The 25,218-nt window shown below is 45.8% G+C and carries 22 protein-coding genes and 1 pseudogene; 10 read left to right on the top strand and 13 right to left on the bottom strand.

Going from position 1 to position 25,218, the window contains the following annotated elements; all coding sequences use genetic code 11:
- The first annotated feature begins 179 nt into the window (after positions 1–179).
- Both KDK13_RS17145 and KDK13_RS17140 read left to right on the top strand, forming a co-directional pair.
- Positions 180–1,331, top strand: a complete 1,152-nt coding sequence (locus tag KDK13_RS17145) for a hypothetical protein (protein ID WP_257286204.1) — start codon at positions 180–182, stop codon at positions 1,329–1,331.
- A 10-nt stretch (positions 1,332–1,341) separates the two neighbouring features.
- Positions 1,342–2,349: a hypothetical protein gene (locus tag KDK13_RS17140; protein WP_257286203.1), complete on the top strand. Its 1,008-nt coding sequence runs from the start codon at positions 1,342–1,344 to the stop codon at positions 2,347–2,349.
- A 315-nt stretch (positions 2,350–2,664) separates the two neighbouring features.
- Here KDK13_RS17140 and KDK13_RS17135 read toward each other — a convergent pair whose 3' ends face one another.
- The 8 genes from KDK13_RS17135 to KDK13_RS17100 form a co-directional block, all read right to left on the bottom strand.
- Positions 2,665–3,450 (bottom strand): type VI secretion system baseplate subunit TssG, encoded by a 786-nt coding sequence (locus tag KDK13_RS17135; RefSeq protein WP_257286202.1) that lies wholly within the window; start codon positions 3,448–3,450, stop codon positions 2,665–2,667.
- Between the two features lie 142 nt (positions 3,451–3,592).
- Complete coding sequence (locus tag KDK13_RS17130; RefSeq protein WP_257286201.1) at positions 3,593–5,362, bottom strand: type VI secretion system baseplate subunit TssF; 1,770 nt, start codon at positions 5,360–5,362, stop codon at positions 3,593–3,595.
- Complete coding sequence (locus KDK13_RS17125; protein WP_257286200.1) at positions 5,341–5,730, bottom strand: hypothetical protein; 390 nt, start codon at positions 5,728–5,730, stop codon at positions 5,341–5,343. Before KDK13_RS17125 ends, KDK13_RS17130 begins: the two co-directional genes overlap by 22 nt.
- A gap of 28 nt (positions 5,731–5,758) precedes the next feature.
- Positions 5,759–7,009 carry a type VI secretion system contractile sheath domain-containing protein gene (locus KDK13_RS17120; protein ID WP_257286199.1) on the bottom strand — a complete coding sequence of 417 codons (1,251 nt, stop codon included), beginning with the start codon at positions 7,007–7,009 and terminating at the stop codon, positions 5,759–5,761.
- A gap of 8 nt (positions 7,010–7,017) precedes the next feature.
- On the bottom strand, positions 7,018–8,502 hold the full coding sequence (tssC, locus tag KDK13_RS17115; RefSeq protein WP_257286198.1) for a type VI secretion system contractile sheath large subunit: 1,485 nt from the start codon (positions 8,500–8,502) through the stop codon (positions 7,018–7,020).
- A gap of 2 nt (positions 8,503–8,504) precedes the next feature.
- Positions 8,505–9,005 carry a type VI secretion system contractile sheath small subunit gene (tssB, locus tag KDK13_RS17110; RefSeq protein ID WP_257286197.1) on the bottom strand — a complete coding sequence of 167 codons (501 nt, stop codon included), beginning with the start codon at positions 9,003–9,005 and terminating at the stop codon, positions 8,505–8,507.
- A 118-nt stretch (positions 9,006–9,123) separates the two neighbouring features.
- Positions 9,124–9,663 (bottom strand): type VI secretion system tube protein Hcp, encoded by a 540-nt coding sequence (locus tag KDK13_RS17105; protein ID WP_257286196.1) that lies wholly within the window; start codon positions 9,661–9,663, stop codon positions 9,124–9,126.
- A gap of 149 nt (positions 9,664–9,812) precedes the next feature.
- Positions 9,813–10,862, bottom strand: a complete 1,050-nt coding sequence (locus tag KDK13_RS17100; protein ID WP_257286195.1) for a hypothetical protein — start codon at positions 10,860–10,862, stop codon at positions 9,813–9,815.
- A gap of 352 nt (positions 10,863–11,214) precedes the next feature.
- On the opposite strand from KDK13_RS17100, the gene KDK13_RS17095 reads away from it, so the two are divergent.
- The 8 genes from KDK13_RS17095 (at position 11,215) to KDK13_RS17060 (ending at position 21,438) form a co-directional block, all read left to right on the top strand.
- A complete protein-coding gene (locus KDK13_RS17095) occupies positions 11,215–13,170 on the top strand; it encodes a type VI secretion system Vgr family protein (RefSeq protein WP_257286194.1) in 1,956 nt (651 codons plus the stop codon).
- 46 nt (positions 13,171–13,216) lie between these two features.
- Positions 13,217–13,762, top strand: coding sequence for a hypothetical protein (locus KDK13_RS17090; protein ID WP_257286193.1), 546 nt, complete (start codon positions 13,217–13,219; stop codon positions 13,760–13,762).
- Positions 13,763–13,765: 3 nt separating this feature from the next.
- Positions 13,766–14,068, top strand: coding sequence for a PAAR domain-containing protein (locus KDK13_RS17085; RefSeq protein WP_257286192.1), 303 nt, complete (start codon positions 13,766–13,768; stop codon positions 14,066–14,068).
- A gap of 94 nt (positions 14,069–14,162) precedes the next feature.
- On the top strand, positions 14,163–14,657 hold the full coding sequence (tssJ, locus tag KDK13_RS17080) for a type VI secretion system lipoprotein TssJ (protein ID WP_257286191.1): 495 nt from the start codon (positions 14,163–14,165) through the stop codon (positions 14,655–14,657).
- A 40-nt stretch (positions 14,658–14,697) separates the two neighbouring features.
- Positions 14,698–16,020 (top strand): type VI secretion system baseplate subunit TssK, encoded by a 1,323-nt coding sequence (gene tssK / locus KDK13_RS17075; RefSeq protein WP_257286190.1) that lies wholly within the window; start codon positions 14,698–14,700, stop codon positions 16,018–16,020.
- Between the two features lie 12 nt (positions 16,021–16,032).
- Positions 16,033–16,857, top strand: coding sequence for a type IVB secretion system protein IcmH/DotU (icmH, locus tag KDK13_RS17070; protein ID WP_257286189.1), 825 nt, complete (start codon positions 16,033–16,035; stop codon positions 16,855–16,857).
- Positions 16,829–20,200, top strand: a complete 3,372-nt coding sequence (locus KDK13_RS17065) for an ImcF-related family protein (protein ID WP_257286188.1) — start codon at positions 16,829–16,831, stop codon at positions 20,198–20,200. The genes icmH and KDK13_RS17065 overlap by 29 nt, the downstream gene beginning before the upstream one ends.
- Before the next feature lie 281 nt (positions 20,201–20,481).
- Positions 20,482–21,438, top strand: coding sequence for a hypothetical protein (locus KDK13_RS17060; protein WP_257286187.1), 957 nt, complete (start codon positions 20,482–20,484; stop codon positions 21,436–21,438).
- Positions 21,439–21,873: 435 nt separating this feature from the next.
- Here KDK13_RS17060 and KDK13_RS17055 read toward each other — a convergent pair whose 3' ends face one another.
- The 5 genes and pseudogenes from KDK13_RS17055 to KDK13_RS17035 form a co-directional block, all read right to left on the bottom strand.
- Complete coding sequence (locus KDK13_RS17055) at positions 21,874–22,524, bottom strand: DUF799 domain-containing protein (RefSeq protein WP_257286186.1); 651 nt, start codon at positions 22,522–22,524, stop codon at positions 21,874–21,876.
- A gap of 1 nt (position 22,525) precedes the next feature.
- The gene (locus KDK13_RS17050; protein WP_257286185.1) at positions 22,526–22,897 is read right to left on the bottom strand and encodes a DUF4810 domain-containing protein; all 372 of its coding nucleotides are present in this window, start codon (positions 22,895–22,897) and stop codon (positions 22,526–22,528) included.
- The gene (locus KDK13_RS17045) at positions 22,894–23,220 is read right to left on the bottom strand and encodes a hypothetical protein (protein ID WP_257286184.1); all 327 of its coding nucleotides are present in this window, start codon (positions 23,218–23,220) and stop codon (positions 22,894–22,896) included. Before KDK13_RS17045 ends, KDK13_RS17050 begins: the two co-directional genes overlap by 4 nt.
- Before the next feature lie 10 nt (positions 23,221–23,230).
- Positions 23,231–24,190 carry a CsgG/HfaB family protein gene (locus tag KDK13_RS17040; RefSeq protein WP_257286183.1) on the bottom strand — a complete coding sequence of 320 codons (960 nt, stop codon included), beginning with the start codon at positions 24,188–24,190 and terminating at the stop codon, positions 23,231–23,233.
- Between the two features lie 68 nt (positions 24,191–24,258).
- A pseudogene (locus tag KDK13_RS17035) lies at positions 24,259–24,516 on the bottom strand (transposase); the annotation flags it as partial.
- Positions 24,517–25,218: the final 702 nt, after the last annotated feature.

Raw genomic sequence — 25,218 nt, 5'->3', positions numbered from 1 at the left:
AAATAGCTCAGCCATTCCAGCTATTATCGCCTGAAATTGCTATGAATGGCCTGTTGAATAAAGACACACATCCAAAAAAAAGCAAAGATGCCATGGCCAAATATTTTTCAGTTTCTGAGCAATGAACTTTTATAAGATATGGTGGTCTCAGATCCATATATCACCAATTGAATAATTCAATGGACAGATTTAATTTTGACCCAAACCTCACTTCCGGATTTCCCTGCTTTCAGGAGTTTCAAAATAGCTCCATTTTACCGACAGTAGCCTCAAGTCCACACTTGAGCAGGCTTGGATATTCTGTACGGTCATTTAACCCACCCCATTCCGGACATTTAAATCAGCAAGCTACCTGTCAGGATATTCACAGCCCTTCACGCGAGCTGAATGTTTTTTTTATTTCTCAATGTCTCCCCACTGAAAATAATTTAGTGTTTCCTGGGTTTTATTCACAAAAAGATCTTGATGCAATTGTACCTTGTAGCGTCTCCTGTCAACCGGCTAATGATAATATTTCGTACACGGTACCCACCTCAACAAAACCTCAGCAATTTGAGCAACTACCCTCGGGGCCCTCATCAATTACTTTTTCTTCTCAGCCATCATCACAACCAGCTACTACGTTTCACCCGTTGAATAAAGACACATTACAGCAAGCACCAATAGATACTGCTGCCACTGTTTCAACTAACTGTGGCAATGTCGTTCAATCTTTGAAAAGGACATTTTCTGAAGTAGATTCTGAAGTAGATATAGCTAAGCAAGCTAAAATCACGGCAGCTGAGAAAACTGATGATCAAAAAGCTTACCTGAAGGCTTACAAAGATAAACTGCAGGAATTAATATCCCAGGATATATTTATTCGAGCCAAAGCAGCGGGTATAGCAGCTCGTAAAAAGGCTTACAGGAATACTTATCAAAATGCTTATCAATCTGCTTACCATACTAAACTGAGCGAATTAGTATCATTCGATATATTTGAACAAGCTAAAACAGCTGGTCGAGTAGCTGGTCGATTAGCTGTTCGAGTAGCCAGGAAAAAGACTTACAGGAAGGGTTACCAGAGTGCTTACCACAAGGCTCACGATGATAAACTGAAAGAATTAGTATCATCCGATATATTTGAGAAAGCCAGAACTGCTGGCCAGGCAGCTGGGAAAGCTGCTGTTCGAGCCACTGAGAAAAAGGTTTACGGGAAGGCTTACAATGATGAACTGAAAGCCCTGGTATCTTCAGATATATTTGAACAAGCTAAAGCAGCTGGTCAAGCAGCCAGCTACAGAATCATGGGCATTAAAGCACCTTTTGATAAGGTACCATCCTTCTCCTAACCAGAATTCAATGAATCGATCTAATAAATCACCTGCCTTCGATATTGCTTTTTCTGAGCTTTGTACAAGTTCACTGGAACGAACATATCATAGTAGGAACAAGGAAAAGCCGACGAAATTTCAAGGTATGTCTGTCAAGACATTACATGCTTCTTTTCCTGTTTATCTCAACCAGCCGGATATAAACGAGATTATCACCGAACCATCCATTGAATTTAAGGAATTAAATAGTGCCTATCAAAAACAGGTAGCTTCATCAGACAACTTTGCAATAGATTTACCTGACATACCACAATCAATTCTTGATGATGATTCCTCAATTTTTGATAAGAATTTCTCAATTTTTGATGACCAGCTATTGCCTGATCTCGCTAATAAACCTATTGATGATAATATTACACTCACAGATTCAACCTCAACAAATTATCAAACAAAAGTTCAGCAATCACCCTCAGAGCTTTCATCTGTTACTTTTTCATCTCAATCATCACATCCAGTTAACGTATTGAATAAAGGTACACAAAAGCAAGTTCAAATAGAATCTGCAGCCCCTGTTTCAACCAACAGAGGTAATGTCGTTAACTCTCTGAAAAGATCATATTCTGAACACTCAGGCTTTGAGTCGGCGCCCAAAAAGTTAACAAAAAAATCAGATACATTTGATAAAGCCAAAAAAAATGAAAGGGTGGCTTACCAAAATGCTTACCATTATGCATACCATGATAAACTGAAAGAATTGGTTTCAGAAGATATATTTGAACAGATAAAAGAAGCTGCTCAAACGGCTGGTAAATTAGCTGGTCAATCAGCTGAAAATATTACTGGCAAGAGGGCTTCCTACAGTGCTTACACAAAGGCATACAACCATGCTCACAAAGATAAGCTGAAGGAGTTAGTATCTTCAGATATAATTGATCAAGCCAAAGCAACTGCTCAAGCAGCTGGTAGAGCGGCTAGTCAGGCAGCCAGAGATGAAGCCATGCTTGCTGATGGTTCGGCCCACTTCCCACCAACTTGATAACCGCCTGCCTGAAGAAGTATTGATAACCCTGACCGAACCCATTTCACCCTGAGTAAAAGATAAACTATTGAAGGTGATAATCCTATGCAAGATCCGGCATTTACAGTTATAAGACAATTCATTAAACGCGTACGAAAAACTGTACAGAAATTACAACCAATCATGCTGGATGGTCTTAAACTCACGCAACCTGTGAAAATATCTGGCATTGATTTTTCCAGTTCGAGGACACTATTAAACAATGAAATATATAATTTTAAACGGGCCATACTCTATCCGGCTTATAGAGTTTATCCAATCGATAAAATCAAATCACTCAATTTTTGACAAAAGCACCTGAACCTTTTTCTTATCGCAAGACTGTGGACCCAGAACCTGATATTGCCCCAAACGTATTCTGCCTGCGGATAGCACAGGAGCCTCTAGAAGGTCACCGGGTATTTCTGCGTAACATTTTAAGGTCGTACAATTCAGCAGCAGATATCCGTAGCTGTATAGACTATCTATTGTATTCTTTGCATTCAGCTTTTGCCAAAGGTCTCTGCTGTTAACGCTGACATGTATCGTACATGACATATCATTGGTTATAATCTGCCTTCCCAGTATCAATCCCCTGCCAAGAGAATTGCTGGTCTTGAAACCGAGGCACCAGCACTGCTCTTTATTTAACGTATGATGTGACAAATGCCCCCAACGAACTTTAATCGGTAAATTAAAATAGAACGACATCATTCTCTCCAGGTCACCAATATAAGTAGTCTTTACTTTCAGGATCGAATGGAATCGTAATAAAGCAAGGTTGGTGAATACACTGTCGGAGGATTGAGATAACCCGTTGATGTCTAAAAATGCCCGGGGCCACTTGCCGAGCTGATGGATGCGCTCAAGCATCATGGGCAGTGATGCGTATTGATCTATCGAAAAGCGTTTTTCAAGGATTGTACGGTTGAATAATTCAATAAAGTAAAAAAGACCAGATTGTTGCTCAATATGAACCTGTCTTAATGCATCTTGAAAGTAATGAGGCATTATGCCTTCAGGGCCAGTCAGACAGGGCAGGTTTGCCATCACAACGGTCTCGTTGTCAGTGGTATCCAACGCCAATACTTCCTGATCAGACTGATGCCCATACAAAGAGGTTACTATTCCCGGTAGCTTGCCATCGATAGCAAGCAGCATCCTCAGAACCTGTCGAAACTCAAATCTTCCTGAATGGTTGAAAAGTGCGGTTTTGATCGTGTCAGTCATCAGTCAGCACCGGGAAACTCAGGGTCTTTATCCCGCTGTCAGCACCTGACTTTACCTGCGCTACCATACGACTATGGGTACCCATCGGGCGCCAGAAGTTCAGCACATGGCAAAGCAGGTTCAGCAGTAGCACTGCTGGAAGTGCCGTTGATTCCGGGCTGTTCAGGGTAATATGAAAACAACAGCCCTGGCTGACAAAATAGCGGTTATCGACAATAGTTGGCTGAAGGTCATGTGAGACTTCCAGCGACTCAATACTCCGCAAGATATGACCAAAATTACCCGAACCCGGCTGGATAAATAATTCAAGCAGCCGTCGTAATTTATTGGCCTCATTCCTATGGGTTCTGAAACTGCGTATATTAAGCTGTAAGGCCGAGAGTAAATCCCAGCTTGCTCCCGCAGACAGCAAACCATCCACACACACCCTGGAAGTACCATTTAACAAGCGAATGCTGCAAGGCAAAGACACATTGATCGCCTTGACTTTTGCCGTAACCGGTAACTGGCTGGCCTGCGGGTCATAACAAAGACATCTTACTGCCACTAATTTCCTGTCCGGACAATTATGTTCTCCAGTGTTCATGAACTGTAGATAGTCGGTATCGTGATCCCTGCTGAACTGCCAGCTGATGTCTGAACGGGCCTGTTCAAAGGAGGAATGAAACAGCGCTGATAATTCAACAGGCTGTTCCGGCTCGGTGATATCGGTGACTGAAAGTATTTCCCGTATCCGTGCATGCTGGTTCAGAGGTCCCATGGACAGCGGTGTATCATGGGTTTCATGGTTGATTTTGACCGGATTGGTATAACCCTCATAGAGGTTAACCACCGGTGTACAACCCAGCAGGAGATGGTCCAGTCCAATATTATCCGTACTGTGCCCAATCTCATCTTCCAGTAACCAGAGGATATCCAGTGTTGTACTGCTGATTTTTTCCGTAAAACCGGTGAAATCAAGATGGAGGAAGCGGAATAGTTCAGGAGCCTGGAAAAAGTTCATCAGCAGCAGATGACTGTCACAAAGCCCGGGATCCGTTGGTAATATACGACAATCCCCACGAAACATCGGCCAGGATAACCGCTCCACTGGCAGGGTGATCACCTGTTTATCAAAGCAAACCAGGATGTGCTTCAATGAACTGACCAGGGTGTCGAGGAATTCATCGGCCCTTAACGCACTGGGGTTTGCGTAAAACTCTATTCCCTGATCAAGGTATTCCCCCAGACCGGTGGCAGGATCATTGCTGGCAATGGCAACTTTCAGTGCTGAGCGTACCTCCGGAAACCGTTCCATAATATCTTCAGGGAAAGGCGCTGAAAGGCTTTCAATACTGTTGATGCTGACCGGCATCAGGTATTGGTTTCTGCAGGTCTGGAACTGATATTTACCCTGTTTATCCCCAAGTTCAAAGGCAGATCCTTTATCAAGTGTTGTTGCCTCTTTTAATGAGCCTGTAGCAAATTTCAGAATACCCAGCGCAGGGACCGGCTTGAGAAAATCCGAATAGAACAGCTGGAAAATCTGCCGACAGACGGACTCATAACCATCATCCAGGCGAATCTGGAGTTCAGTACAAAGCCAGGCAACCCCCTCCAGAAGACGGGATATGTCCGGATCTGATGGGGTGCCCTCGTTCAAATCCAGTTGACCGGCTGTCTCTGGCTGTTCTCTGGCAAACGTCCGCAGTTTAACCCTGAGTTTGTGTAACTCCTGTTCATAAAGCCTGTTCTGCAGACTCAACTTATGTGTAGATGGCATGGGTAACTGACCCTGAACTGAATATTCTGCTGGTAAGGATCCGATAACGCCCCTTCGATAAAAAAGCTCAGTACATTCTGTCCATAATCCACATGCACCGTCACCCACTCCAATCGAGGCTCAAAGATAAGAATTCGCTGCCAGAGCGTTTGACGCAGGCGGGTGTTATCGATCAGGTGAGTCTGACAGCAGGGTATGCCAAATCCGGCAAGCCCGGTTTGCCTGAGTCCGGAATCGGCAAGGCCAGACAGGATTGAATTTCCGGATGGGGCCCGGGTTGATAGCAGAGTCACTATGGTGTAAATGACACCGCCACGAATACTGTCATCGTCGTCTTGAGTGGTCATATTAATGAATTTTTCGAACATGATTTCCTCCACGCTACCTGGCGATGTCCTAGGGCAGAAAATCGTCAGAATCCGCAGACAGCTGCAAGTGAATTCTTAATGCATCCACGGTAAATCCGGGTGGTAAGTGCGGGAGCAGTTCCAGGGTTGCCAGAAAAGCTCCCGGTTTATCTTCAACCTCCTGAACCGATATCTTTGCCCATTTAAGTGGAGAGACCGCCAGCAGGGACAAGTCCCTGATTTCTGAGGGACTGCAGTATTGATCAAGCCACCGTTGCAGGTAGTTGGTATACTCCACAACCTGATTGGTCGAGCCTACACGTTCACGGATTTTTACTTTCAGATAATGCCCAAAGCGACAGACAATCAGTAAAGGTGGCAGAAACTGGCGGTACTCCTTGCCCGGGAGAACACCCGTCATGGACATGGAGAAAAACCCCGAGCTATGGTCAAGCCAGCCGCTGCCCAAAGGCATGATGCCCAGCCTGACAAGGGTCGACTCAAGCAATTCAGTAAGCCGGATTTCAGCCATGGTACCTGGCTTATCCGGCGCCTGTGGCAGTATGGCCCCACACTTGACCCCTTCGCCCCAGGCCTGCAAACCGGAAAACCAGCCATGTTCACCATACTCCCTGATCACCAGGGCCAGCAGCGCATAACCACTATGACACCAGACAGGACCAATGCGAGGCAGATAAGTCCTGTCGTAAGTCTTCCGGCCAATTCCCGTAGTAAAACGAGGCCAGGTAATGGCAAGAAAACTGGCAGACGTTTGTTCCCTGATTGCCCTGAAACTCTCATAATCGGGAAATGCGCCCACCCTTTCCAACCTTGATGCACAGCAGGACAGCGAGGGGTTGTCACATTGCCACAGGTTGCCCATGCCGAGAACTACCGGGCAGAGGGACAGCTCCCCCAGTTCAGAAAGCTTCCGGACAAGCCCCGCCTGTTCAGAAGGAATCTGGTTGAAAAACTCTAAACGATAGTCTGCCATCAACAAACCAAAAGGCTCCCCTCCCAGCGTACACAGCCCTTCACGGTAAACCTTCTGATAGAGCAGCGTTTGTGACAGACTACCTGACGACCGCAAGTTGTCGCTTAACTCAGCCTCCGACAGATCCATGACTTTTACTTTGGTGCCATCGCCAACCTGTTGTTGCTGAGTCAACCAGTGCAAACCGGTCCATGTTGCCTTGAGTTCTTTAAAGGCATCGGAGTCAATCACACACTGGGTCTGGCGGTGCAACCGATCATCAACCGCTGCAACCAGACGCAAGAGGTTTATTTCCAGTGTTCCCATAGCATTCATTACGAAGAGGGTATGGCAGCCACCGTTCTCAGGGACGCAGTAAGCTCTTCCATTTGCAACCAGGGCCTGAGGTTGGCAACCACAAAATAACTACCGGGCCTGCCTTTTTGTTCTATCACCGAGACCTGCGACTCCCTGAGTGGACACCTTGCCCTGGCTTCATTACCTACCGCATTGGGGTTGGTATACTGGCCGATCCAGTTTTTAAGTTGCTTTTCAACATCTTCAGCGGTCAAATTGGAACCAATAAAGTCCCGCCCCATCACCTTCAGGTAATGGGCAATCCGGCTGCTGGCCATCACATAAGGCAGCCGGGCTGATATCGCGGCATTGGCCGTGGTTTCCGGCTCAACAAAAGTCTGTGGTTTCTGGGTCGTTTGAGCCCCCAGGAACACGGCATAGTTCTGCCCTTTGTAATGAACCAGCGGCAGGAAGCCGAGGTCACTGAGTTCCTTTTCCCGCTCATCGGTAAGATTGACTTCAGCAGGACAAAGTTGCAGGCGGTCACCTGATAGCGATTGATAGGTAAAGTTGGGCAAGTTCTCTACCCTGCCACCATTATCAACGCCACGAATGGCGGTACACCAGCCTGACTGGCTGAATGCCCTGGTCATATTCAAAGCCAGCTCATAGGCGGCATTGGTCCAGACAAAGTCCCGTTCATGATCCAGTTGCAAGACACCTTCCCTGCTGCGGGTCAGTTCCTCAAAATTAAACCGGGTTACCGGATTGGTGTCGGCGCCGTATGGCAGCCTTGCCAATACACGGGGCACGGTCAATGTCACAAACCGGGCATCGTCACAGCTTCTGAACGCATTCCAGGCGCCGTAAAGCGGGTCATCAAAACCTGTGGCAACAGGCCTGCCCTCCGCCAGGGCAACAAATGAAGGCAATTCAAACATCTCAGAGGGGGCTGCCGCTATAAAAGGACAGTGGCTGGCGGCGGCGACTTCCGCAAGATAACGGAGCAGCGTAATATCCTGATCGCTGTAGCTGAAATACATATCGCCCACCAGTAAGCCATAAGGCTCACCGCCGGCAGTGCCGAACTCCTGCTGATAGAAATTATTAAACAGTGGACTACGATCAACAGCAGGCGCATTCTCAAATTGTGTTAACAACTCTTCCTGGGAGGCATCAAAGAGTTTTATCTTCAAGCTGGTACCAAGCTCTGAGTTTCGTACCAGCTTTTGCAAGCCAAGCCAGCTTCCCTCCAGTTTACGAAACCCGGGATTCGCCATAACAGCAGACAGCTGACGTGAAACAAGCTCATCAAGGTTGGCAACGGCATCGTTAATGGTATGAGTCAGGTTACCCATCCATTTCAGGCGCCCTTCCCTGAACTGAATAACCAGATTGATGATCAGGGACTTCAGGTCATCCGCATTACTCTGGCCCCGGTTTTCCTGAAGGGTTAATAAAACGCCGTTGGCAAACACGTCCGGGAAGTTGGTTTCAGCCTGGTTCGCTTCAACATCACTCATGACTACTCCTCACCAATATCCAGCTCATCTGCCAGTTTTTGCATCAATTCATTATTGCTGATCACTTCTCTCAGCGTTTTTTCCAGATCCCGACAGCGGTCAGACTTGCCAAGTAGCGACATCAACTGGTTTCTGGCAGTGACCAGTTCATTCAAGACAGGTACCTGTTGCACAATATTGTCGGGATCAAAGTCTTCCATGGCATTAAAAGAGAGATCACAGGCAATAGCTCCCCCATCCTCTTCGAGCTTATTTTCTACTGAAAGGCTGAGTTCAGGGCCAAGCTTTGACATAATCAGATCAAAGTTATCCTGATCCACCCGGATAAATTGCCGGTCTTCAATGGCGTCTTTTCGATTATCCGGGCGATGGCCGGAGAGATCGGCAATGACCCCGACCACAAATGGCAGTTCACGGCTTTGGGTAGATCCACTGACATCAACATCATAAGTGATACTGACACGATTTTTATGAACACGTTTATGTTGGGAGTTTTGAGGCATTTTCTTGAATCTTTACTTTTGATAGTCGATTGAGATGATTAATCTCAATTTCAGGAATCTACGCAATTGCCTTATAACAATTGCCTTATAACAATTACTTTATAACAATCGCCGTACATCAGCTTGACACTGTAGATTCTGCTGATGCTGACTTGACGTTATAGGTAATCAGCCCTCCCGGTGATAATTCACCAGAGGCAGATTCAAACCAGTGCTTTATATGGAACATGCTATAAGTGATGTGATACTGAACCGTTGGTGTACCTTCATCACCTGACATACTGAAATAACTGAGCCGACTTTCCTCAAGGGTCACCTGCAGATAGACTTCAGGTCCCTGATTTGCCACTCTTTCAGGTTTTGTGCCAATCAGAAATAATTTCTTTCCCTCATTTGAGGGCGCCAGTAACAGGGATAATATGTTTTCATAGGCACCACAGAGTGATTTGTTGAGCCTGAATTCGTGCATCATGCAATTTCCGCTCTCCATATTACTGTGATCTCCAACATCCATGCCTATTGACCGGGAGGCTCCCCAGCTAAACGACGATATTCCAAACCAGCCTTCCTTTGGTAAACCATCACCTCCAGTGAATTTTTCCAATGTTGCTGCTCCTTTTGGGGTTTGCCCTTCGATATTCATGTAAAAACTGGCCATAACAATTTTCCCGATAATTTAGTAAATTAATAAAATAAAATAGGTACTGACCGTATTTATAAACATCAGCCAGACGCCCAATGGATAAAAAAGACTCAGCATAAACAGATGGCAGAAAGCTGTTTATTGGTTTCCCCTGTATTACTGGATTATTCATCATTTTTTTCTCCAATTGATAAGGTATCAATCATACCAAGCCGCCGACTTATATCCTGATAGATCTCCTGTTGCTCACCAGTCATCTTTAAAAGAAGTTCAGGAAAACTCATATCCAGCCAATTCAACGCGGTTTCAAGCTGCCAGGAAACCGGGCTATGGGGTTCGGTCCGGCGAAAAAAAGCAAGCAGCTCCTGAATGGTAAGCCTGGCACTATCTCTATCCATGACCTTTGGTGCCGACTGTCCGGCGAGGATACCGTTATCACCCGTACTGTCTGATGGTTGATGGCAGGCTGAACTTTCCTGATCAGTTTTCTGATCAGAGGACCGAGAACCCGGGATACATTGATTGAGCACCAGCACTGCATCACTAATGACCGTTTTCATTTTCTCAAGATGTATAATTTGGTCAAAACGATTGAAGTGCCCTGGAAGTTTCTCCAGTGACTCAGACAGGGATTGGAGACATTTCAATGTATCAGAAGAAAATCGGTCTGGTACTTTCTGTTCCTGATTATCCTCCTTAAGTTCCCTCAGGGAGTGGTTATTCAGCAGTTCCGTTTCCAGCAAAGGGGTCAAAAACAGGGGCTCCCTACTCTCATCAGAGATCATTGAAGCAAGGCGACCAAGGGATTCCAGAAAAGATTCCCTGGAATTACCGTTGAAATCAGCAGGCACCCGTTCGAGACAAAGATCAAGAAGGAGAAAGGAATAGCAGAAAGACTGCCATGGGGATTCAGGTGAGTACAGACTGGTATACGCCAGCCAGCCGAACCATTCCGGAGACCACAAAGCCTTACCCTTTATCTCGCCCAGTAACCACTGATGACACTTCTGCCAGGCATTTATTAGATTGTTTTTCAGGCTTATCGCTACATCAGCGTCTGGCTCATATAACCAGGACCTGGAAATCGAATTAGCTTCCGCAATCAGCTTACGAAGGAATCTGTACTCGGTGGTATCATTAAGCAGGATAAGCTCGACCGAATCAACAAATCGAGAACTCAGGGATAAATATAAATTCTCATTCAAAATAATCATAATAGGCATTACTGAAAATATATAATTGGCACAGGCAAGAAACACCTAACCATCTTTATTCACTAAACACAGATGTTTCAGTTTTTACATCAAATTTTTACATTAGGTTTTTACATCAGGTTTTTACGTTGATTGTTGTCTGATTTTTTTGCACTCCCTGTCTGTCTGCAATAGCTAATGAGAATCTAGATGACTTTCAAAAAAAACACTTAATTTTTTATGATATGAACATCATATATTAATTAGATTTTCTTATTTTCTTTCTTTCAATAAAGAATCTATTTTGTTCTGTCCAAATCAGCCATAAAATCAGTAACTACAGGTTCAGTGTCTGATAAATAAGGATATTTTTATGAACAGTGACTTTATACCGGACAACAGGCGTCTTGTTGCCGAAGATAGTTCAGGAAACAGGTACATCACCACAAAACTGGAAGTTAGCGAGAGATTGAGTGAGCTTTTTACGGCAAGGGCAACGGTGTTTACAAACAGTATCAGCCTCGATGAGAGCAGCCTGATTAACAAGCCTTTAACCATCAGTTATCGAACAGGTTTTGAAACACAGCTGACCACACTATTTATTGTCAATGGCTATGTAAAGGAACTTTGGAAGTACTCAAGGGAAAGGGGTGGTGCATTATGGGAGATAGAACTGAGTCCCTGGCTATATAGACTGAGGTTTAGAAAAAACTGTCGTATTTTTCAGAATATGAATACCTATGAAATTATTGACCAGATCTGTTCTGAATATGAATTCGATACGCCAATACGTTTTGTTGATAATGATACTATCGAGTCTCGAACCATTTGTGTCCAGTATCTGGAAACTGACCTGGAATTGATCTCACGACTCCTCAGTGAAGAGGGTAAGTGCTACTATTTCACCCACACTTTCGGCAGCCACACCATGGTTGTTGGTGCAAACGACCGGACCTTTAACCTGTTCGATGAACCTGTTGAATATGGGGAACATGCCAGCGATAAAATCAAAAGCCTTCGTAGCTGCACTCCAGTGTTCCACACCCATTACAGCTGTAAAGCTGGCGTAACCGGTTATAACCGGGAGCAGGGAGAGGCAATCATCAGTTCAATTGCCCAATCCGACACGGGTCCAGGAACAACCCCCGCCACAGAAACTACCCTTTGGGATTCCCGGGTTGACCAGAGATCAGCGGCTGACCAGGCGGCCCTGAATTTTGTCAATCGCGTATCCCGCCATCGCATTAGCTGTAAAAGTTCACAATCCGGATTTCGTACAGGCACCAGGTTTGAAATCAGCTGTCATCCGGATGCTAACCAGCAGGGAGAGTATTACATTGATCAAATCTCTCACCAGTTTCACTGCAACGTTAATGAACAATCCAGAAACAGGCAAAAAGAGTATGAAAATACCTTTACCTGTATCAATATCGACTACCCTTTTGTCCCTCCTGCCCTCAATAAAAACAGAATTTGCGGTGTACAGACAGCCTTGGTTTCAGGACCTGACGGTAAAGAGATTTACCATAATGAACAAGGTGATATTAAAGTCCGTTTTCATTGGGACACTTCAGAAACAACAAAAGGTGATCAATGCTTCTGCTGGGTACCGGTGGCTCAATCACTGGCAGGTTCCGGTTTCGGAAGCTTTATATTGCCCCGTGTCGGACAGGAAGTGGTCGTCAGTTTCATTGATGGTGACCCCGATCAACCAGTGGTGGTAGGGTGCATTTTTAATGGGCTTAACAAACGACCCTGCAGTGAAGGTCACTTGACCGGTTTCAAGACACGTTCCATGCCAGATGGCACCGAAGGTCACGAAATCAGGCTGGATGACCGCAAAGATCAAGAAGAGTTTTATATAAGAAGCCAGAGGGATATGTTACTTGAAGTCGTCAACGACCTGGTTTCCTCTGTGGTGGGTAATCAGACAATGAACATTGAAAAAAGCCTGATGCTTGCATCCGGTGCAGACATCAATATTGAATCCAGGGCAAACGCCAGTTATTCCTCTGATTCAGATACCACAATAAAGGGACAGAAAATTAACATTTCAGGAAGTTCAGGTATTAGTCTGACCTCCGGCAACAGTGAAATCAATATTGACCCATCGGCTGTCACCATAAAATCACCCCGTATTACCATTGAAGCGGATGTATCAACCACTATAAATGGCAAAATCGTTAACATTAAGGGAGAACTGGCCACCCTTGGCGGAGAGATGGTCGATATAAAAGGAAAAATTATAACCTCCAGTGGTGACGCCTGCGTGAATTTAAAAAGCGACGGTGTGTTAATAATTAATGGCAAATTAACAATGGTTAATTGAGATTATGAGTGCTTTGTTATTCGATGACCTGTCCAGACTGCTTGAGGTGCACGATTTTAATGGACGCATTGTTGATCTGGCGCAAAAAGTTAAAACCCCAAGTCATCTGCTGACCAGCTTATTAACAGAACAGTCCTACAGCGATTCTGTCATTTTCTTAGCGCATTGCCTGAAGAAAAGATATTCCATCTCATGGGGGTATGTCTGTTTGATTCATACTCCTGTGTTATGGAGTAGTCAGGAAGTAAATGTCCTTGAAGGAATCAATTCGTGGTTAAAGGAACCTGCGGAAAAGTATCGCCGATCCCATGAAAAAGATTTACATCATCTTGGGGTAAAATCCCCCATAGCTTGGCTGGGACAGGCAATCTTCTGGAGCGGTGGCAGCATTACCCCGGAAGATGCACCAGAAGTTAACCCCAGTCCTTCCCTATTCGGTCAGGCAGTATCCGGAGCTGTCCAACTTGCGGCACTGGTTGAGAATGCCATGCATAGCGACAAACTCTACCCGCAGTTTATCAAGCTGGGAATCAAGCTGGTTGAAGGTATGCATAAAGATGACTTACTCGCTCTTTCTCTGGAAGGAATTTAACTTATGATGCCTGCAGCACGCGTTCTTGATATGCACATGTGCCCGATGCAGAGTCCCACAGTGCCTCCGGTTCCCCACGTAGGAGGGCCGGTGTTACCAGCGCCTTCGGCACCCACTGTTTTAATTGGTTGCCTGCCTGCAGCTGGTGCCGGTCAGCAGTGCTTATGTGTTGGGCCGCCGGACTCGATTGTCGGCTGCAGCAAATCAGTTCTGATCAATAACATGCCACAGGCCAGGATGGGTGATTCCACGGCTCACGGTGGGGTGATCATCATGGGGTGTCCTACAGTCTTGATCGGCTCTTGAGTTTGCAGGCGCAAACAGTTCTGCATTGATTGTCGCCCCTGGGCAGGTTGAAAGGAATAGGCCCCTCAGAGTTCCAATACAATACGGAGGAGAAATGATTAGTTATACTGTGAAGTTGTTGTTTATTTTGTCATTTACCACACTTTTGGGTTGCACCAGTGCATTGACATCAGGCGAAATAGCATCAAAAGAAACCATCAAAATCAACATAAAGGCTAACAAGGTATTAAACCCCTATTCAGGCTCTGAACAAAACCCATTATTTATTCAAATAGTCCAGCTCAAACAGATTGAACGCTTTCAATCCCTGGACTTCCTGTCTTTGTATCAAGATATAGAAAAATCACTTGGGAAAGACCTCATCTATCCTGATCTATCGTTTCCTCTAAAGCCCGGAACCACTGTAACAAAGCTGATCAAACCTGAAACCGGGGCAAATTTTATCGGACTGCTTTATTTTTTCAGTAACTTTGAAGAGGCAACTACACGTCATTGGTTACCAATCCAGCCCGGAAAAAATCCCGGAAAAAATCAATGCTTTGATATTTCATTCAATAATATCAAAGGGGTATTAGAACGCTGTAAATAATCAGCATAACTGATTTTGACTTCACTTTGTCGTTTTCGTTATGAGGACTTTTATATTGAAACCCTATCCTGTGTGCTGGCTTGAAGGTTCTTTTATGACTCCCCAGCACTTTCAGCAGCAAAATCGATTTACCCAATACCTTGCGGGGCAGTATTTCCAATTGATGAACCCGGTCTGTTCCGGCTTCACGACATTGGACATTGACGTGGAATCATTGAAATCCGGCAAGTTCCGTATCAATTATGCCAGCGGCATACTACCGGACAGCACCCCTTTTCTTCTGGACGAACCGTTAACGGGCACACCACCATCAGCCACCAGCGATGCTATAGTTTCCCTCGTTTTGCCGGTAACCCGTGATGGTTGTCCAGAAATCGGTGATTCAGCACAGCACCGTTACCGATTTCATTCACAGGTTCTGGTTGATACGGTTAACCCGAATGCCCCGGCAGCCCATGTTGATATGGCTCTGCCAAATTTCCAGTTAATCATTGGCAATCATGCCGCGGAAAGTTACGTAAGTCTTAACGTTGCCCGGATTGCTTATATTGATGGCAATGGTGCCGTTTGCCTGGACAACAGCTTTATCCCTTCTGCCATTAATTTACAAATATCCCGGGTGGTCATGGATAAAGTCGAGCATCTATTCAACCGAATACAGCAGATGGCGAGTGCCGTTGCTTTCAGGATCAATAGCGGCAGGCAGTTTAAAAGTGAACACATACTATTACAGGATCGTTTATGGAGCATGTATTTCAGCCAGTGGCAAGCACGTTTGGCGGTTATGATGACACGCCCTTACCTGCTTCCCCAGGACCTTTACCAGGAACTTTACTCAATGGCAGGTGGGCTTTCCGGACTGACCGGCTATGAGATACCCGGGCCTAAAACTATCCATCTGGATTCACTGAGTGATGTATTACCGGAAATATTCGAACAGCTCATGAATGCCATGGATATTATCTCTCGTGACACGGTCATGGAAGTACCTCTGGATCACTCTGATTTTCAAATGGAAAGAATCCTTACCGCTGCCATTCCCGCTGTACTGGGTTCTAATGTTCAGTGTGTGCTCTCTTTTGACATTTCAGGCGCTGACTCAGGTTGGTTAATGGCGAATATACCCCGGTTTATCACGGTTGCTCCACAGGACAGGATTCAATCGCTGTTAAAAGCCGCCATGTCGGGACTCAAGCTGTCGCCACTGGCTACACCTCCCATTGAGCTGTGTTTGCCAAATTGTCAGACTTTTGTCGTTGATCTCAGTGATCCGTTGATCAAGGACTGCACCCATTTCGCCCTGCATTTTGATAAACAGCTTGGCGATCCCCAAGTCAGGCTTTTCATGATTCAAACGCCTTGAGAAAAACGATCTATGTATGAGCCAATTGCCAATTCTGAGAATAACAGCCCGGACTGTGTCCAACCCCAGTCACCGGAAGATGGGCTTGATGACATAAAAGGTATGATCCCCATTGATACCGGTAACCGCCTTGTAGACGGTGCATTACCACTGCTGACCCTGATCAATGCGATTCAGCGACTTGAAACACCCGCCAGTGTTTCAGCCTTCTACAGTAGCATCCTGCAGCAACTGCAAAATTTCGAGAATGAGGTTCAGCACCCTGATACCAGGCAGGCCCTCCTGATTCTGGCCGCGACGCTGGATGAGCTCATTATGGCCACCTCCTGGGGCAGCGGCTTCTGGCTCCAGGAAACCTTATGCAGCCATTTGTTCAATAGAAGAGACGCGGGCAGATACGTTTTCGAGGTCATTGATGAAAGCCTCAAAGATACTGATAATCACATGGACCTGTTATTTCTCGCTTTTCTCTGTTTCAAATCCGGGTTCAGTGGCCAGTTCAATAATGGCAATCAGGAAGGGCTTAATACACTTCTGGTGAAACTCTACCATCTGTTTATCAAGCAGGGTTTACTGCAGAAAGTGAAGCTGGAGAACAAGAACAGTTACCATGAATTCCAGCCATTAAGATCGTTTCCCTATCGACAAACACTGTTGTGTTTCCTGGGTATATTTATTTTTCTGTTTATTATCGGTGGCATTTTAATCCATGAACAAAAAGACATTGGGATCATCACACTTGAAGATACCAGAAATGTAACCAATCAGCCTACTGACGGCTATCAATTAGCCACAATGGACAAGATTCATGAACTCTTATTTAATCAAAATCATTAAGCTGACGTGCTTGATTATGGGAGTGGTGTCTTTATTCCCATTGGCTTTTCTGGCGTTCTTCCTGAAATGGATGATCACATTTTTCTGCCTGCTGGCTGGTGCTATCATTTCCCTTTGTACAGCACTCTTTTTTACCCTGCTTCAGAGACGCAGAGAACAGGATGAACGTGAAATACAGAGTTATCTATCCACATTTATCACCAGACAAATTTCCCGAAGCAACCGATATCGTCGCCCATTATTCCTGGTATTTTCTGATAACAACTCTGCCTTGGATCAGATTTTCCTGACAATGGGGCTTGAGTTATTCATGCCCCACATTGCCAGGGAAAAGTTCGTCGAGGGCTGGCACGGTAAAGATTGTCTGTTGCTCCATGTCAAACGACTCAACGAACTGGAAGAGAACGACCGGTCCTGGAGCACCATGCTTGCCATGGTCAAAAACAGACGGCCACGGCAACCTTTAAATGGCATTCTTCTGGATTTGCCACTGGCTACTCTCTCCATGAGCCTTGAGGAGCAGGAGGCTTACCTCAACGGTATCTGCAGGTACAGCGACCAGGCGGCTTTGTCTGCGCAGCAAAAGCTGCCAACCCTGTTCATGCTTTCCGGCATTCGCCAGTTAACCGGGTATGACAGCTTCTGTAAAAGCCTGCATCGTGATGAGCTTACCTGCCCGTTAGGAGCTATCCGACCGAAAGACAGTACCGAAAAAATAGTGCACTGGTTTAATTCATCCTGGCAGAAACTGTTGCAACCGCTTTACCTTCGCCAGTCAGATTTCATTGGACTGGTATACAATACCCGGCACGCCAATGATAGCCTGGAAATACTGTTTCAACTGTCAACTTATGGCAGTCAGATCCAGCCGCTTATCACCCGTTTTTCAGAAACCCTGATGACCAAAAGGCTGGATGTTGCCGGATATTTTCTCTGCCCGCCGAGCAATCCCGATGATAACAACCGTTATGACTGTGTAGCCACCTATTGCCATTCCCTGTTTTCTTCCGGTAGCCGACAGACGTTCGACACCCTTAGTTCTGAATATCACAGCTCATTCCTGCGGAACATTTTCCAACACTTTCTGCTTCCGATTGCCAACCGCGCTGGCATGAATAAAAAAGCACACTATTTCTATCGCTTTGCCAGCATAAGTAGTTACGGCTGTTGTTGCCTGTTGCTATTGCTTTCCGGTTGGTGGTTATATCTCAATTTCATGGCTGAAAAAGAGCTGACCGGCCAGACCAGAAAAGTACTCCTGGCATACAAAACCAACACGGACCTGCTGGTGCGCGATCAAGGCCGTATCAGCTCATTGCCAGCCACGCTGGAAAAGCTTACTTCCCTGGCAGACTTACTGGCGGAGTATGAGCAAATGCCCCGGATGTTAGTGGCCAGTCGTCGGAGTCTCCTGCCGTTGCAGGAAATGCTGAAAAACTATTATCACGAACAATTAAAGCTGAGGCTGTCGCCTTACCTGATTACCGCTTTTGCCAATACACTGAACCTGCAGATTCAAAAAAGAAACATGATAACGGTTTTTGAAAGTCTGCGGCTTTATATGATGCTATTTGATCCCTCCCAACTGGCAACCCATGAGCTAATCAACAACTCCCGGCCCCTTCTGGCACAAACGGCTGGCTTAAACCCACAATTTACCGAACAACTTGAAAAGCGCCTGAGGGACTACCTGACCTTGCCGGATTATATCAACTACAATCCGGACTCTGTGTTAATACACAGAGCACAAAAACAGTTACAGGGCATAACCGCCGCGATTCTGATCTATAATCGCCTTAAGGTAAGGCCTGACTTCAAGCAATCTATCGCTATTGCCAACCTGATGGGACCTCATTTCAATCATGTCTTCGAAGTGAGTAATGCACCCTCCTGCACAAAAAACCATCCCTTGCTGTTCACGTCCAACAGCTGGAACAATAAACAGTTACAACCTGATGCACCACTGGTTGTCAGGAGTATTCAGGATACCCTGAAAATACAGGGAGAAGATGGGGTGGTCTCCACTGCATTGGCCGTAAACACCATTGACTCAGTCAGAAAACTGTTTGCCCAGGAATATATTGCTCACTGGCATCAGTTACTGAACTGTATACATATACGTCGATCGGCGACCATAAACGAACTCACCGATATTGTATCTTTGCTTGCGCTGCTGGGTGTCTCTCCATTAACGGATGTTCTGGGGGCCGTTAATGAACACACCAAGTTCCTGACAGCGGCAGAAACTAATGATCCCGATAGCAGAGATGGTGTAAACAGTGATGGTGTAAACAGTGAAGGACAGCGTATTCTGCTGACATATAATGAACTCAGTGGCTCCGCTGGTCACAACCAACTTCTGTCGTTAGCATTTACTGATTATCATCGTCTGATTGACGAAAACAGTAATGGAGAATTTTTCCGCAACCTGCACAAAAATCTGGAAGAAATTCTTGAAAACCTGATTCACCTGCGTAGCGCTGATAACCCTTCCGTTATTGCCTTCAAACAGGTTCGGCAACTGCTTAACGGTCATCACCCGGTGCTGACTCTCACATTGCTGGCTGAAGGCCAGCCTGTGGCCATCCGACAATGGATCAAACAACTTGTTTCACAATGGGGGAGTGTCCATTTCAGGCTTGCCAAACAGTACATAGAGAATCAGTGGCTGACAGAGCTGGTATCCCCATGGCATCAAACCATTGCCGGCCGGTTCCCGATTTATGGCAATGGTTCACTGCACATAGAGCCTGATGCATTTCAAGCCGCTTTCGGACCAGGAGGCTGGATAGATAATTTTTATTCTTACTACTTAAAGCCTTTTCAGGTTAACTCCCATCGAATCCAGCTTTTAGAGCACCAGGATTTTCGTCTTAGCCCTGAGCTGAAGATTTTTTTTAAACATGCCAACGTTATTAAAAACTTCTTTTTCAATGAGACCGGAACCTTTTCTGATAATTCATTAAATATTCGAGTATTTTCATTGAGTTCAGATGTGACCCATTATCAGCTGGATGATGGTTATAAAAAAATTATCTATAATCATGGTCCCTCGCTATGGCAGAAAAGTGTTTTCCGAATTAACAACGATGAACGAATACTGAGTTCATCATTCCACGATGCGGCTCAACAGCAGGCGGTCAAGACATACTCGGGCCCATGGGCATGGTTCAGATTCATTCGTGAATCAGCCGGGGAGAAAAAAGGTGACACGGTTATCCTGCATCATAAACAGAATGAATATGAATCTTCAATAGAGCTCCAATCTGTTAGCAACAAAAATCTTGAAGCCCTGCTGTTCAGCTTGAAGCGCATTACCATTCCCAAAACTATTTTTGGCTAAACTCCATCAACATTGAATAGGTTGTGTTTGTGGGGAACTTTTATAAGAAAAAGTAGTCCTAAGCTGAAATTCAATTATTCAAGAATTCAATGTACAAGCCTCCTTTCTCTGCGCAATTATATGTTGCTTCCGATCAACCTCCTTATTCTCAAGCTCCCACTTTGTCTGAATCTTGCCTGTCGTCAGGCCAAGCGTTCTCCCGCGATGTTGCAGAGGCAGCTATTATTCCATGTATTATGCATGCTGATGAAACTATCAAAAGCTACCCTCAGCAGCCAACAGTGCCTTCTCATAATCCATTTCGAGAGTCCTGGTTTGAAAAAAGAACGATAGCAGTGGTTGACAGCCGTACTGAAAACGCTCACCCCCTTTACTTACCGGTCAGAATAGAACCGAAGAACAATGGTCATGCTGCTACATATATTCCTGAAAATGAACGCTTTTCGATCCAGTCTATTTTAGGTTTAGGCCAGCCAACCACACAGAGCCAGGCAGCTGTTGATAATAATCTTCATCGGCTCACAGGATTTTCTGATCAAGCCGCCAATAATCAAGGTCGTTCTGATACTTATTCCAGGTCAACACCCCCCGTTGCGATGGTTAAGCCTCAACCAAATATGGTACCGCTTCAACAACACACATCTCCTGCAGAAAGAAGGTTTGCTATGGAGCACTCCGCGTTTGAAGACCCAATTCACATGCCTGCCAGGTGTGAAATGGACTCATCCGGCAATTTTGCCCGTGCAAGCGTTGAGGTGTCTGATGAAAACAGCCACTTGCAAACTGAGCTTCGCACAGATCCTGATTACGCAGAACAAAAAAAGGAGCGCCAAAAGATGCGTAGAAGGCAGCTCCAAAAGGAGCGTTACCAGAATGATCCCGTTTACGCAGAGCGCGAAAGGGAACGAAAAAGGGAACTACGCAAAGATCCTGCTTACGCAGAACGTGAAAGGGCGAAAAACAGGAAGTACTACCAGAATAATCCTACTTACGCAGAGCGCCAAAAGGAGCGCTCCAGGGAGCGCCAAAAGGAGCTTCGCAAACATAAAGGCCCTGTTTACCTGGAGCACGAAAAGCAGCGCAAAAGGACTCGCTACCAAAATAATCCCCCAAAACCAGAGGGCCAACAAATTTCCATAGACGCTTACGTTAGTATTAAAAGTAACCCCACTGACAAGGAAGAAGTTTCAAATCGACAGAGATATATGCCGATCATCCTGGTGCCAGATCTGCCATAGCCAGAGGCAAAGGCTACCTGGTATGTACTGACAGTGACAACTATTTCTTTGCCGCTGCAACTGACGGTGGAATCTGTACCTTTCACACCGGTAGTTCTGGAGAACTGATTTTATTGATGACGTAATTGAGCACAACGAGTAACTCTCATGCCAATCGACAGGGAATGTCATCCTTAGAGAATAATTCAAATCCAGTCCCGAGCCTCTACCACTGGAATTGCTGCGAACCTGCAAAATCCCTTCACTAAAATCCACAGCATCCGTTTAACCCGTTGTTTACAGGCCCTATAACGACAAAACCCTTACGACAGGTATCGTAAGGGTTAAGGTGTATGGCGGTGGGGTGGGAACCAGTGGCGGAATTTTTTGATAATGGCCAGACACAATTAACCAAAAATAGAAAACTACATCACCCGGAACCCCGTCTACCTTATCTCAAGACTTTGGCTGCAAATAAGGTCCATTAGGCAGTTTTGTCGGGTCAAGATATAGCACCTGATAATTTGCCTGTTGAGTTAACGGTAAATAATTGGGTGCCGCCCGGGTTATTGCTGCAGACACTGCCATCACGAGCAAATCCGCCAAAGGGTTACCAGAGGAGTTGTTCTGTTGCGGCGTATATTGCATGATTTTATTGGCGCTCCACAGCTCTTCACCGGTTTTGCCGCTGACAATCCGATAGGTAAAGCCCACAGTCACCGTGGTACTAAGCACAATATACTGGGCATCCCACTTATTAATGGTGACATAAAGAATAGCGTCAGCACCAAACATATTCCCCAACTGTACTGGGTCAGCAGAATGTACCAGATTGGCATCATACAGGCCTTCACCTTCCAGTACCGTCTTTACCGTATTCACCGGAAAAACATAGTAGCCTTTTTCCGCCAACGGGACTGAGATCGTCGATAAGAAGTAGTTGGGTGCATCAACATCGACCGACTCGTTAACCACAGGCACAACCAGTATGGAAGCGGGGTTTGCCTGCTGAAAAGCACTGAAGTCAACATTCGGAGCCTGTACAGCGCAACCGGTCAACAGCAATATCCCCAGAAAAACCAGCCATTTTTTCACATATGCCATCATATCACTCGTCCCTCTGCACACTGGTATCCTCTGTACCAGCCAGGTTATTGATCATGGCATCCATTAAATGCCGACTTTCAGGCCACAGATCTTTTTCTTTACGGTAATAAGCGATCGCTTCTTCTTTTTTCCCCTGCTGTAATAACAGAGTACCATATTCTGCATACATGCCGGGTGCTACACGGCCATCGGCGGCCTCAATCGCCGTCAATAGCTGCTCAGACAATGTGGCCAGCTCCGCCGGATCCTTATAGTAGCCGAAAAGTCCACTTTCGTATTCACCCCAGTGGTATAGCCCTTGGCTGGTCTGGCAACCTGCCATCAGCACAGTGGCAGCAAGAACTGTTATAGCGGTGATCTTTTTTATTATCATTTGCCAGCACCCACCGTGAATGTCTTACTGACGCCATCAGCGACATAAAACTTCTGGTTGAAAACCGTTTTCCCGTCCCGCTTGATTTGCAGAAAATGAGTACCGGGTTCAATACGCATACCCGACTTACCCACCATATAATCAGAAGCTGCTCCCATATTGATACCGTCCAGTACGACAACATCACCGGAGCGTACTTCAGCAAACATAATAAAAGGCCGGTCATCCCTGGCCTGAACTATTTCCGTTGGCGTATTGACGCAACCGGTGAGAACCAAAAAAGACAAAGCAATAGCAGCTGGTGCAAATCGCTTAACCATCATCAAATCCCCCTTATTCAACCACTTCCAGTGTCTCCAGACGATGTCCGTCCAGTGTTCCACTGATAATTTTTACCAGAGAGCCTTCATTACTCTCACTGTCACCAAAGGTAGAAACCACCTCTACTGTTGCTACCTCAGCACCTGGCAGAGTGATCATAAAGCCGGTCTGGCGAGATTCTATCTGCTTACCTGCAGTCATCACTTTTAACTGCTTGCCCGGAGCCAGCCCCTGACTTTTACCACCACTGATAAAGACCTGCCCATCGGCAATATCAAGAATAAAGGTCTTCCACGGACGCTCCATCATTTTTTGGATCATTTCATCAATCACATCACTGATAGCAGCAGCAATGGCTTTGTCGGTCAGCGTACCATCATAGGCAGCCCTTGAACCAAAACCGGCCACTGAGGCACTTTCCAGGGTTGCCTCACCTGCACCTGTGGCAGAGAAAAAGGCTTGTCCGGTGTTAACATCCACCAGCCGGAGTTCAACCTTGGCATGGGCTTTTTGTGTTTTGGTACTGCTTAGAAAACCGCTTTCACCAGTCACATTGCGACCAAACTCAGTCAACGAACCAACAATCAATGTATCGACTCCGACCAGCTCCCCCCCGGCACCAAACAGTGCTCTTTCCTGCTCAATACGGGCTAAGTCAGGCCGTTCGAACACCAGGAAATTTCCTGAATTAATTAATCGGGCAGACAACATATCCCCTACTTGCTTACCCAGTGGATCCATATAGTCGTCCCGTAATAAAGAACGACCATAGGTGGTTTCATTACTCATCCGACCAATGGCGATCTTACGTTTCAGTTGCAGTGGCTGAGTGGCAGTAATTTCTGCGGCTGTTTTCTGGGCTTCGATCTGCTGCTCCTGGCTGACCGGTGCCTCTTTAACGGCTACATGGGGTGTCTGGGTGGCACAACCAGCCAGGACCATGGCAAGTGTAGTTATGGTTATCTTTTTCATAGTGATGATAATATTTGCTGACGTTATACTGACAAAGTTCTCAAATATTACATGAGTATTTTTTTCAGTTATATACTCGCCGGGGTAAAAAACTCCCAGGATATGCCTCGCCAGTAAAATCTGTGGGCCATTTCCGGTTCCGGTAACTTGCCAAGCGCATGATATAACGCGATTTCCGCACATCTGTAGGTTCTGAAACCGTATGATTTTCTCGTAGTGAGTTTTATCTTGGTGTTCAGACCCTCAACGATACCGCTGGAATACGCCTTTTTAGCCTTGAACCAGTTCAGGATAAGTGGCTTGTGTCGTCGAATAATTTTAGCAACTCCATTTCGGAAAACCGGGGTCGGGTCTTGATTCTTGATCTGATCTTCTTCCACTTCGTACTGCGCCTGATTCGGCGCAGCTCCAGCTCCCTTTACCCCCCGTTCTGAATAAACACCTTTTCTCCAACGCTCACAGACTCCCCCTTAACCGTAATAACTGAACCATCATGAAGTGAAGTGGTTATAGAACCACAAACCTAACTCCCAAGAAGTTCTGGCAGTTTGAAGCAGCAGACGCGACCTGTTTTCGTATTGTTCACCCAAAAGCTCAAAACGGGCACGCTGTATACAGAGACAAAGTGATTAGTACAATTTTGTCGCTTATTCAAAGCAAAACACCAGCAGTGAGCCTATAAACAATTCACCCGTGTTTCACAGCGCCCACCTCAGGAATAGCTGCGAACCCACAAAATTGCAACACCTCAAACAACAGCGAAAGGATTATAAAATCAGACAGTTAAACGCTACAGCTCTCGGAAGGTCTCAGACCATAGCTTTTCAGAGAAGAGAGAGAAAAGAAAGAAAAACGGGGAAAAATAGCTTCAAATATGAAAAGGAGAAAACCTCAGCGAAATACGTTTAACCCTTTGTTTACAGGGCCTATAAACGACAAAACCCTCACGACAGATATCGTAAGGGTTAAGGTGTATGGCGGACCGGACGGGACTCGAACCCGCGACCTCCGGCGTGACAGGCCGGCAT

The sequence above is a fragment of the Endozoicomonas sp. SESOKO1 genome (assembly GCF_024606265.1).
Taxonomy (GTDB): domain Bacteria; phylum Pseudomonadota; class Gammaproteobacteria; order Pseudomonadales; family Endozoicomonadaceae; genus Endozoicomonas.
This window is presented reverse-complemented; position numbering and strand designations above follow the sequence as displayed.